Genomic DNA, 10,815 nt, shown 5'->3' on the forward strand with positions numbered 1-10,815 from the left:
GGTGCTGCCAGGGTGGCAGCACCGGTGCTGCCAGGGGTGGCAGCACCGGTGCTGCCACCCCTGGCAGCACCGGTGCTGCCACCCTGGCAGCACCGGTGCTGCCCTTTGTCTATAGCCCTGTCCATAACGTGCATCCAGAGCCAGAGCCCCTCGCTGACGCCGTAGGCCAACCTGCGGGTGGTTTCGCAGGGGCGGGTGCGTTCGAGGGCGCGGCTGGTGAGAGCGGCGGGGCCGGGAGCGGCTCCGCCGCGTCGGAACCGAATCTCCCTCCCCAGCGCAAGACCTCCTCGCCCCGGCCCGCCACGGTGAAGACCAGGGCCCGTCAGGCTCTGCCTGGGTGGGAAATGGTGCGGGCGGCGATTCCGGCGGCCGTGGCCAGGCCCGGGACCGTGCTCTACCCGGGTCTGCACCGCGCCATCAACGACCTCCTGGGTGGCGACGAGGCACGGGGTATTCCGCGCAGGACCCCGGAGCACGTGATCGCCCGGATCAACCGGCGCTGGTACGGGGAGCACGCCGATACCCGGGCCGGGGCGGACTACCGCGGCTGCGACCGGTGCACCGCCTCCGGCTGCAAGGCCCCGCGTCGCAGCCCGGAGAACGAGGACGGGTGCGACCGGATCATCAACCGCAACTCCTGGCTGGCCGCCGCGCTGCTGATCCAGGACTGTCCGGACCTCGGATGCGAGGACGGGCAGATCATCGGCGGCGGGGACTGCCGGGCCTGCCAGCAGCGGGCCACCGACCGCCGCGACGTCGCGCGGGCAACCGCCGCCGCTGAGGAGCGGCTGCGGGCCGAGACCGAGGCCCTCACGGCGGCCCGTGCGGCCGTCACCACCTGGGAACAGGAAGAGGCCGACGAGGAGTTCCGGTTCCGGATGCTCCTCGGTCGGGCCGGGAGGTACGGCGCGATGCTCGACCACGAGGTGCAGCAGCACATGACGGTGTGGCGGGAGCGGCACCCCAGGCCCACCGCACCGGTCCCGCCCGAGCTTCGCCCCACCTCTCCGGCGGTCCCGCCGGTCCGGCAGGACCAGCCCGCCGACGAGGACCACCAGGACGTCGCCGAGGAAGAGCCCGACTACGACGGCCCCGACGAAGACCAGGCCGACGAGGAAGCCGCCGCGTGGGAGGTCGCCAGCAGGCCCAGCGCGGAGTGGCTGGCATGGAAGGCGAGGGCCGCCGCCGACCGGGAGCGGAAGGCGGCGGAGAGGCTCGCCAGCCGGTAGGCACCTGCTGTCCGGCCTCCGAGGAGGCCGGACGGTACCGCCGTTGGGGCAGGTGTCCCGCAAGCAGGCCGGTGGCGGCGGCAGTTCGTGGACGCTCGCGGACCTCGACCGCCTGTCCGCGCACTACGGCATCCCGGTGCCGGATCTGCTGTGCGGAGCCGACCACGCCGTGACGCGCCTGCCGGCCCGCCGGCGGTCGGCGGTCATCGGCGGACTCCAGACCGCCATCACCCTGTAACCCGCGTGCCCCCCCGGGCGTGGATCTCCCGCACTCGGGGAGTGTGCTGGGCGGCCCTCTGGGCGCCGTGCGGCCAGCATCCGCCCTCCGGGTCGGGGCGGGTGCTGGCGGGCGGTCAGCGGGCCGTCTGTGGCTCCGGGTTGCCGGTGGGGCGGGTGTGGCGTCGTACGGGATGCCGGTGGGCGGGTGTCCGCCGGGCCGGTGCGGGTGCCGGGCACGGCGGTGGGGCCGTCTCCGGATGTCCGGTGACGGCCCCACGGTCGGGTGCAGCTGGGCTAGTTGTCGGTGTCGCTCTTCGGTTTGCGCTGGGAGTGGGCGGCGATCCCCCCGGCGAGGTTGCTGGCGTTCTGCCCGCCGCTGCTGGAGCTGGAGTTGGTGCGGGTGGTGCCGCGGTCGCCGTGGGCGCTGATGCCGCGCTGTACCCCGGTGGCGGCGGAGGCGCTGCCGGTGACCGCGCGGGCGGCGCCTCCGGCTACCCGGCCGGCTCCCCGGGCGACCTTGAGCGAGTCGCCGATCCCCGGGAGTTTCACGATCATGGCGACGGTGACGGCCAGGGCGATGAGGGTGATGGCGAGGCCGGTCACCACGCTGTTGGTGTCCTGGCTGGTCTCCAGGGCGGCGGCCAGGCCGATGATGACGACGATGACCGGCTCGATGGCGACGAGGGCGAGCATGATGCCCGCCCAGCGGCGGGTGTGGCCCCACCAGTCCCGGTCGACCAGGCCCGCGTACACCACGACGGAGAAGATGGCGCCCACGTACAGGCCGAGGGCGCGCATGATCAGGAGCAGCCACAGGGCCCCGCACAGGGCGATGGTGGCGATGCTGACGAGGAGCAGGATCAGCGGTCCCCCGCCGACTTTTCCGGCTTCGAGGTCGGCGCCGAGGCTCTCGAAGAGGCCCTTCGGGTCGTTGCCGAGGGCGGTGACGAGGACGTCGGTGACGGCGGAGGCGGCCGAGATCACCACGTACAGGATCAGCGGGGTGAACGCGGAGGCGGCGACCGCGATCCACAGCAGGCCGACCGCTTCCGACATCGCGGTCGTCATCGGCACCCCGCGCACGGCGCGCTTGGCGACGGCCAGCAGCCACAGCACCAGGACCAGGACGGTCGAGGCCGCGAACACCACGGCGTACTGCTGGAGGAAGCTGGCGTTGGTCAGGTCGACCGAGTCGCGGTCCGCGACGAGCGTCCCGAGCTGGGTGGCCATCCAGTGCGCGGCCTTGGCGGCGGACTGGGCCAGGGAGGTCAGCGGGTCCAGCGGGGCGAGCGGGTCCCCGGGCACCACCCCCGGCACGGTGGTGCCGGGCCTGCACGTGTCCTGGACGGGACCCGAGATCAGGTCGCACGGATCAGCACTCGGGCTGGGCGTCGGGGTGGGTGTGGGCATCAGGCACTCCCTGCGGCGGCGTTGGCGGTGGTCATCGTGTCCCCCTCGGTGGTGACTGTCAGTGCAGGGTGCGCAAGGCGGTGCGGAGCTGCGCGGCACACGTCGCGGCGGCCTGGCCGGCCAGGTGCAGCGCCGCCGCGTGCTGGCGGGTCTGCGGGGCGCGCGGGTCGAGGACGGTGGTCATCTGCTGGAGCGCGGCAGCCATCGCCTCGGCCGTACGGAGCAGGTCGGCGGCGGCCGGGCGGACCGTGTGCGGCGCCCACTCGGCGCGGCCCGTGCGGACGTCCTGGACGAGCCGGGCGAGCGAGTCGGCGGCCACCCGGGCGTATTGGGCTGGGTTGTGGGTCACAGGCCCTCCGGGCCGGGGTCGGGATTTGACCTGCCTGGCCTGTCATCGCAGGTCACGACCTGCCGGACGGCCTGCCTGCGGGTGGTTGGCCGGCAGGCCGTCCGGCAGGCCGAAGGGCCTTCGGGCGGGTGGTTGGCAGGCCGGTGGCAGGTCATGGGAGCAGCCTGGCAGGTCGTGGGCAGGTCACGACAGCGCATCCCGGATATCGGTGAGGCGGTAGCCGGTGGGGCGGCCGGGCAGGGCGGAGAGGCGGCCCGTCGCAATGTCCAGACCCCCGGCCGCCAGCTGGTTCTTGATGGTGCGTCCGATCATCGCGAGCCGGTCTGTGCGGCCGTCCCACTGGCGCCAGGTGCCCGGGTCCACGGCGGCCAGGTGCTCGGAGATCTGCCCGACCGACATGACCTCGGGGTCACCGTGTGTAGCGAACGCGGCGAGCAGGAGAGCGGCGATCGGGGGGGCCGGTTTCGTGGCGGCGGCGGCCGTGGCGGGGACCGGCATCGTCAGCGGGGGCAGTCCGGCGGCGGCGCGTTCGCGGGCGCGGACGGCCGCGGTGCCCGGGTCGAGGTAGCTGACGTAGCGCAGGACCGGGTCCCGGTGCCGGGGGGTGACGCAGTAGTACTGTCCCGCGTCGGCCGGCTCCCACTCGCCCGGGGAGGGCACCAGCAGATGGGGGAGCCACCCCCGGGCGGCGGCGTCGGCCTGGCCCACGACCAGCGGCACGTCAGCCTGGCGGCAGGACATCAGGATGCGCACGCCCAGCGCGTCACCGATCGCGTCGCCCATCACGTCCTCGGTGGCGTCGGTGGTGCAGATCACCAGCGTCACCCGCGACTTGCGGCCCAGGCGCGTCAGGGCGATCGCGGTGGCCTTGCCCTTCTTGGTGAGTTCGGGGAACTCGTCCACGAACCCCAGGACGGCCGGCTTGTCCGGGGCCACCCGCCAGTTGTCCTCGGTGGGGCCGAGAGCGGCGATCCGCGCCTGAGCCAGCGCCAGCAGGTACTCCAGAGCCCGCTCCGCGTTCTCGGGGGTGAGGGCCCGGCGCGCTGCGCACGGGCCCAGGGGTCCGAGTCCCCGGCCGGTCGGGTCGATGTCGACCACCACGGCGTCGGAGCAGGCGGTGGCGTACTCGGCCAGCGACCGCACCATGCCGCTCTTGCCGCCGCCGGTCCGGGCGACGATCAGGGCACTCTGACCGGCCATCACGACGGGGGTGTGGTCGCCGTCGATGGAGACGCCGATCGAGAACGGGTCGGTGATCGAGCAGGAGAGCGGAGGCCGTACCGGGTACGGGGCCGCGGTGGCGAACGGGTCGCTCGTCAGGATGCGCAGGGTGACGGCGGCACTGTCCTCACCGGACGTGCGCTGCGCGATGACCCGGCCGGCGCCCACCCGCAGCGGCGTGGTCAGCCTCGGGAGCAGGCGGACCAGGTCGCCGAGGGTGCCGCCGGAGAGCACCAGCGGGACCGTCCACCCCCAGGTGGTCTCCTCCGGGATGTCGATGTGGCCCACGCGCGCTTTCTCGGAGCGCAGGGCCAGCGCGATGCACTCGCGGACCCGCTGCGGGTCCCGCCCCGCCTCACGCAGCGGGAACGGCTGCGGCTCCGGCTCGGCGGCGAGTTCGGTGTGTGCGGGCGCGGTCGGCGGGATGAACAGGAGCCGGGGGACGGGCGGGCGGCGGGGGGCCGGGTTGCGGCCCGCCGCCGTCGCCGTGACGACGAAGACGAGGGCGGCGATGACGGTGACGGCCAGGGCGACGAGGGCGGAGGCCCACCACAGGCCGGCCCAGCAGGCGCCGAGGGCGAGCAGCCATGCGGCGGCGGCCCGGTGGCGGCGCGCGCGGACCTGGCCCCGGCCGATGTGCAGCATGCTCGGGGTGATCTCCAGGTGCCGGAATTCCTTCTGGCCCATGCGCATCTGGAGCTGGGCCCACTGCATCATCCGGTAGGAGATCATCGGGGAGGCGCCCCCGCCGCCGCCGTACCCCCCGTACCCGTACCGGCCCTGCCGTTGGCGCTGGCGCTGCATGTTCATCTGCATCATCTGCGACTGCCGCTGGACCTTCTGCTGTTCCTTGAGCAGGCCGATGTTCTGCTGCACCTCGCCCCGGTTGCGCTGCTGGAACTGCTGCCAGGTCCGGAACTGGTCGTTCAGCACGTGGTGCGCGACGTGGGTGTCACTCCAGTCTTCTGTGCGCCACCAGCGGCCCCACTCCGTCCGCAGATGCCGTACTCCCGCGCCCAGCCCGCCCCCGGCGGGCGGCGGGGGCGGGCCGGTGTTTCCTGTTCTCGCCACTGTCCCGTCCTCCGTGCTCAGATCGTGCCGACGAGGATGTCCCCGACCGTGTTGCCGGAGGTCCGGATCAGGCCCAGCGCCATCCCGAGCAGGCCCGCCGAGGAGCCCAGCCACACACCGACCAGGGCCCCCCTGATCAGGGGGGACTTGAGGTCGTAGCGCCCGCTCTTGATCAGGCCGAGGTACAGGGCGAGCAGGCACAGACCGGCGATCGCCCCGCCCACGCCCACTTTCTCGCCGCCGGTCGTCGGCCGGTGGGACCCGGCCGAGGTGACCGCCCCTGTTGCGCTCTCCAGGGCGAAGGTGCCCATGCCGTCGCCGAGTGCGGCGGCGGTGCCGCCCATCACGCCGAGGATGCCGCCGCCCAGCAGGAGCAGCGCGGCCAGCGCGACCCCGGCGAAGAAGTGGAGCTTGGATGTCGGGTCACCGCCTTTCCACCTGCCGACCTGATAGAAGAGCAGCACCAGGCCCAGCGCCACCGCGCCGATCCCTCCGACCGCAGCCCCCGCAGTGTTCATATCGTCACGCTCCAGTCATCCAGTTGAGTGCCGTGCCGCCGACCACGCGGAGCACGGCGATCACGAAGGCCCAGCAGGCCACGGCCAGCAGCAGGCGCAGCAGGTAGCTGATGTAGCGGGCCTTCCAGGCCCGCACGGTCAGGGCCGTCAGACCCCGCAGGACCGTGCCGGCCAGGGCCGCGAAGACCCCGCCCATCGGGAGCATCATCACGGCCAGGCCGACGAGGACGACGAGCAGGACCCAGCCCAGCGGCGCGAAGATGCCGCCCTCGGTGACGGCGCGGGTCACGCGGGTCACGGCGCTCTCGCCGCGCCAGGTCGCCAGCACCGCCAGCGGGGCCGCGGGAAGGTTGTACTTCAAGCCCAGCCACCGGAGATCCAGGCCCCGCCAGCCCTGTTCGGCGGGGGTCGGCGGCGGCCCGGGAGGGGCCGGGAGATGCGCCGCGACGGCCTCGCCGATCTGTGCGCCGACCTCCCACGCGGCCTCGCGTGCGTCGTGGCCCGGGTCCGCCCAGGCGTCCTGGCCGGGGTCCGGGTGGCGCCACCAGTCCGCCTCCGCCTCGGTCTCCCCGGGACCGGGCGCCGCTCCGGGCGCCACGTCGAGATCTCCTCCGGCCTCCCCTCCGGCTCCCGCCCCGGCCTCGGGCGCGGCTTCGGCCCCGGCCTCGGGCGGGTAGTCCGGGCGCGGCGGGGCCCCGGGTACGGGCACGTACGGTGCGGCCTCGTCCACCGGCTCCCAGCCGGCTCCCTGCTGGCCGTCCGTCATCAGCGCCCCCTCCGGCTCCGTTTACCAGCCGAATGTACGTCCCACTCACCCTCACCGGCCCCGGAGTTGCGCAGGTCAAGGGGTGTTCACCGGACACTGATGTACGGCATACCAGATCGAAACGGCCCGTTTCGGGCCACAGGGATGGCTGGATGACATCAGGTCGCGAGGTTGACGAGCAGCGGTGCCGCGCGCTCTCCCCGGACGGAGGTGAGCGACAGCACCGCGTGCCCCGGCGGGACGGTGTGGGCCAGGTCGGAGGCGGACCACCGCTCCCGTTCGACCTGCCGCACCGTCACCGCGTCCGTGGTGACGGCCTTGCCGGTGACGAGCTTGCGGAAGGAGTGCACCATGCGGGTCAGCGGCTGGTCGGCGAACACGGTCCGGTGCGTGACGTCCCGGGCCTCCACCCACTCCGTGCCCCACGACTCCGCGAAGCGGCGCCCGTCCTCGACCGTCACCCCGCCGAACGCCATCCGGCACCCGACCGCCCCCAGCAGCGGCGTCCGCAGCCCCTCCGGCACCTCGTCCAGGGACCGCAGGGCCAGCAGCACCCCCGCATTGGCCGAGCGCAGCCGCTGCACCCCGCGCAGCGTCCCCGGGGTCACCGTCCGTCCGGCATCGTCCAGGACGAGGAAGGCGAACAGGGAGCGGTCGCTGCGGGCCGCCGCGACGGCGGTGAACTGGGCGAGCAGCAGGCGGGCCAGCATCCGGGAGGCGTCCGCGTGACCGCGCTCGGGCAGGTCGATCCGGACCCGCAGCGGGTGCGCCACCGCCGCCATCGACCACGGCCGGCTCCCCTGCCCGGTGTCGAAGAAACCAGCGAACGCGGGCCGGTCCAGCAGCGCGACCCGGTCCGCCAGCACGGGCCCCACGTCCCCGGGCGCACCCCACTGCCGCGTCCGGGCGTCCAGCTCGCGCACCATCGCCGGATGCCCGGCCCCCTCCAGCGCCCGCCGCAGCTCCTCGACCGCCTGGAGACTGTCGAGCAGCTCACGCAGCTCGGGCACGGCGGGGAACCGGCCGTGCACGGTACGGAACGGGCCGAGGAGCTGGGCCAGGGCGGTCGCGGCCCGGCGCACATCGACCTCCAGGACGTCGCCCACGAACGCCTCGGCGAGCAAGGCGGCCGCCTCGTCCGGGTCGGTCGTGCCGCCGTACAGGTCGAGCCCGTACGCGGCCGGGTCCCCGGGCCGCACCACCACGTCGTAGCCGCTGTCCGGGCCCAGCCGCACCCCGGCCGCGCCGACCGCGACCACCACGGCCTGCCCGGCCAGCGCCTGGAGCGCGAGCGACTCGACCACCGGCCGCACCAGCCGGCCCGTCTTCCCGGCCCCGGACGGGCCGACCGCCAGCAGCGACGTCCCCAGCACCCCCGGGTCCAGCGCCATCCCGGTCCCCCGCCGCGCGTACGGGGTACGCGCACCGGCATCCACCGTCCCCACCAGGACCTGCGCGTGGACCAGGTCGTGCCGGGCCGCCCGCACCGGCAGGTCCCGCACCCCGGACGGATGCGCGCACGCCCCCGCGCCCCGCTCCCGCACCGCCGCCCCGAACTGGGCCCGGCGGCCCGGGTGCGCCGCGGTGCTCTCCCACGCGCGCCGCAGCCGCACATAGTCGACATCGGTCATCCGCCCGGCGCCCGCCTCGGCGGTGAGGATCTCGGCGGCCTGACCGAGACCGGCGGCCCGCAGGTACGGCCAGGCAGCCGGGTCCTCCGGCTCCCCGGACACCACCGGCACCGGCACGGCCGAGCGGCCGGGGACCGCGCGCCGCAGCGCCCGGCGCAGCAGCTCCGGCCACCGCCCCAGCCTGCCGAACCCCACCACGAAGATCGCGATCACGATGGCGTACCAGGTGTAGCCAGCGACGACGAAGGGCATCCGGCCGCGCCACGAGTCGGGCGTGAACACCAGCAGCGGCCACAGCCAGAAATGCCCCAGGTAGCCGTTCCACAGCAGGGACCACAGCAACAGCCCGGCCACCGCCGAGATCAGGGCGCCGGTGACGAGCTGGCGGGCCGGGGTGACCTCCGGCTCCTCGACGGCACGCGGCACATGCCCGTACCGCCACACCCCCACCCCGGCCTCCGGCCGGGGCACCCGCAGCCACTGGGCCACAGTCGGACCGGCGCCCGGCGCCCGCGACGGCGCAGGAACCGACGGCCCCACGCCCGGCGGGTGGACCGGCCTCGGCGGCGGCCCCGCCGGGCACGGAGTCTGATGCGACGTCTCGTGACGGCCCTCGTCCAAAGCGCTCCCCCTGCTACCGGTTGCTGTGAAGCCGCTCAATGTAGTGCGGCGCAGCCGGCCCGCCCGGGACCGGGCGCCCGGCCGTCCTCCGCTCAGTCCCCGACCGGGTCGGTACCCGTGCCGAGGGGACGCCGGCCCGCCGCCGTGCCGGGCCGCCCGCCGGGCCCGTCCCCGGCGGGCGGGGAAGCGTCAGTTCCCTCGGCGGGAAGACGCGCCCGGCGCCCGGCCGGGTGCGGAGCAGTCGTACCGAGGCGGGGGCCCGTGCCAAGCGGGCGGCGAGTGGTCACCCGCACAGTCTCCCGCGCCGCCGTGACCGTGGCGGGCGCAGGCATGTTGATGCTGGTAGAGGCATCAGTGCCGTCACGCCGTCACGCCGTCACGCCGTCACGCCGTCACGCCGTCACGCCGTCACGCCGCTATGACGGCATGACGGCATGACGGCGGTACGGTCTGCCGTATGGAAATGACACGAGACGCGTTGCTGAACCAGAAGGGCGGGGTCGCCAAGACGACGACCACGCTCCATCTGGGCGGCACGCTGGCGGCTGCGGGCCGCCGGACGCTCCTGGTGGACCTGGACGGACAGGGAAATCTGACGACGGCTCTGAAGGTGGACAGGCTCCACCCGCAGGGGGAGATGACCCTGGCCCGCGCGATGCTGGAGGGCTGCACCCGGGAGCAGGCCCGCTCGATGGTGCGCCAGCACTCGGAGAACCTGTTCGTCATCCCGTCCGCGCTGGACCTGTTCACCCTGCCCCGCAACCTCTACAGCGCCCGCAGCTCCGAGCACCGGCTCACGTGGGTGCTGGAACTCCTGGAGGAGGAGTTCGACCACTGCCTGGTCGACTGCCGCCCCGCGCTGGAGGTCGACACCGACAACGCGCTGACGTGGGCTACGGCCGTACTGATCCCGGTCGACGTGGACGAGTTCTCCATCGAGGCCCTGGAGCTGCTGATCGGCCAGGTGCAGACACTCGCCACCGAGGCCCGCATCGACCCGCCCCGCTACCGCGGCCTGGTCATCAACCGCATCGACCGCCCCTTCTCCGGCTTCCACCAGAAGGTCTACGACGCGCTCCACCAGCTCCCCCTCCCCGTCGTCGGGGAGATCCCGCTGCGCACCGCCGTGGCCGAAGCGAAGAACAAGGGCAAGACCATCGCCCAGTACGAGCCCAGGTCCGACGTTGCCCGCATGTACCGAGACCTCGCCGTCAAGGCCGGCTATCTCCCGGAGACCACCGCCTCATGAGTAAGAAGCCCAACGACTTCCAGGTCGACACCGGCGGCGTCAGCGCGATGCTGACCGGCCTCTCCGGCCGATTCGGCACAGAACCCTCAGGTCAAGGCAGTACTGACGGCATGACGGCAAGCCGTCATGCCGTCATGCCGTCAGTAGAGCCGCCCTTGAAGCCGAGCAAGTACACGCTGCTCCTGGACCAGGACGACGCCCTCACCCTCGACCAGCTCGCCCTCACCCTGCGCCGCCGGACCGGCCGCCCCGTCGACAAGTCGGAGATACTCCGCGCCCTGATCCGCCTCGCGGACACCACCTCAGGGGTGACTGACTCCCTGGCCCAGGTCCTCGACCGGCGCCGTACGGAGCCGTCCTAGACGGCGCGGATGGGGCCGCCGCGCGTGCGTCAACACCGCCCACGGAGTACGGGTTCTGGTCCGGTCCGGGTGTGGGTGGGGTGGGTGGTTGAGGGTCTGTCAGGGCGCCGCGGGTGCGCCGTGGTGACGTCCTGGTGCGGCCGGGGGTGGTTGTGGTCGGTTCGTGGTT

Annotated in this window: 10 protein-coding genes; 4 read left to right on the plus strand and 6 right to left on the minus strand. The window is 73.9% G+C overall.

Annotated elements, in window-relative coordinates; all coding sequences use genetic code 11:
• Window positions 1–371 precede the first annotated feature (371 nt).
• Together ACIA5F_RS29605 and ACIA5F_RS29610 are read left to right on the plus strand one after the other, a co-directional pair.
• A complete protein-coding gene (locus ACIA5F_RS29605) occupies window positions 372–1,229 on the plus strand; it encodes a hypothetical protein (RefSeq protein WP_399358282.1) in 858 nt (285 codons plus the stop codon).
• Between the two features lie 43 nt (window positions 1,230–1,272).
• A complete protein-coding gene (locus ACIA5F_RS29610) occupies window positions 1,273–1,467 on the plus strand; it encodes a hypothetical protein (RefSeq protein WP_399358284.1) in 195 nt (64 codons plus the stop codon).
• A 275-nt stretch (window positions 1,468–1,742) separates the two neighbouring features.
• On the opposite strand, the gene ACIA5F_RS29615 is transcribed toward ACIA5F_RS29610, so the two are convergent.
• The 6 genes from ACIA5F_RS29615 to ACIA5F_RS29640 all read right to left on the minus strand — a co-directional run bounded on the left by ACIA5F_RS29615 (window position 1,743) and on the right by ACIA5F_RS29640 (window position 9,035).
• Window positions 1,743–2,858 (minus strand): hypothetical protein, encoded by a 1,116-nt coding sequence (locus tag ACIA5F_RS29615; RefSeq protein WP_399358286.1) that lies wholly within the window; start codon window positions 2,856–2,858, stop codon window positions 1,743–1,745.
• Between the two features lie 58 nt (window positions 2,859–2,916).
• A complete protein-coding gene (locus tag ACIA5F_RS29620) occupies window positions 2,917–3,207 on the minus strand; it encodes a hypothetical protein (RefSeq protein WP_399358288.1) in 291 nt (96 codons plus the stop codon).
• Window positions 3,208–3,390: 183 nt separating this feature from the next.
• The gene (locus ACIA5F_RS29625) at window positions 3,391–5,499 is read right to left on the minus strand and encodes a hypothetical protein (protein WP_399358290.1); all 2,109 of its coding nucleotides are present in this window, start codon (window positions 5,497–5,499) and stop codon (window positions 3,391–3,393) included.
• A gap of 17 nt (window positions 5,500–5,516) precedes the next feature.
• Complete coding sequence (locus ACIA5F_RS29630) at window positions 5,517–6,017, minus strand: hypothetical protein (RefSeq protein WP_399358292.1); 501 nt, start codon at window positions 6,015–6,017, stop codon at window positions 5,517–5,519.
• 4 nt (window positions 6,018–6,021) lie between these two features.
• On the minus strand, window positions 6,022–6,783 hold the full coding sequence (locus tag ACIA5F_RS29635; protein WP_399358294.1) for a hypothetical protein: 762 nt from the start codon (window positions 6,781–6,783) through the stop codon (window positions 6,022–6,024).
• A 158-nt stretch (window positions 6,784–6,941) separates the two neighbouring features.
• Window positions 6,942–9,035 (minus strand): ATP-binding protein, encoded by a 2,094-nt coding sequence (locus ACIA5F_RS29640; protein WP_399358296.1) that lies wholly within the window; start codon window positions 9,033–9,035, stop codon window positions 6,942–6,944.
• Between the two features lie 457 nt (window positions 9,036–9,492).
• On the opposite strand from ACIA5F_RS29640, the gene ACIA5F_RS29645 reads away from it, so the two are divergent.
• Window positions 9,493–10,284: a ParA family protein gene (locus ACIA5F_RS29645; RefSeq protein WP_399358298.1), complete on the plus strand. Its 792-nt coding sequence runs from the start codon at window positions 9,493–9,495 to the stop codon at window positions 10,282–10,284.
• Entirely contained in the window at window positions 10,281–10,646 is a 366-nt protein-coding gene (locus ACIA5F_RS29650) for a hypothetical protein (protein ID WP_399358300.1), read from the plus strand. Before ACIA5F_RS29645 ends, ACIA5F_RS29650 begins: the two co-directional genes overlap by 4 nt.
• Window positions 10,647–10,815 lie beyond the last annotated feature (169 nt).

This window comes from Streptomyces sp. NPDC051567 (assembly GCF_044454165.1).
GTDB lineage: Bacteria > Actinomycetota > Actinomycetes > Streptomycetales > Streptomycetaceae > Streptomyces.

What these genes read in the sequence shown, in the direction of transcription:
- ACIA5F_RS29645 (WP_399358298.1), top strand. Translation starts at nt 9,493, where the DNA reads ATGGAAATGACACGAGACGCGTTGCTGAACCAGAAGGGCGGGGTCGCC.
- ACIA5F_RS29635 (WP_399358294.1), bottom strand. Translation starts at nt 6,783, where the DNA reads ATGACGGACGGCCAGCAGGGAGCCGGCTGGGAGCCGGTGGACGAGGCC.
- ACIA5F_RS29615 (WP_399358286.1), bottom strand. Translation starts at nt 2,858, where the DNA reads ATGCCCACACCCACCCCGACGCCCAGCCCGAGTGCTGATCCGTGCGAC.
- ACIA5F_RS29650 (WP_399358300.1), top strand. Translation starts at nt 10,281, where the DNA reads ATGAGTAAGAAGCCCAACGACTTCCAGGTCGACACCGGCGGCGTCAGC.
- ACIA5F_RS29630 (WP_399358292.1), bottom strand. Translation starts at nt 6,017, where the DNA reads ATGAACACTGCGGGGGCTGCGGTCGGAGGGATCGGCGCGGTGGCGCTG.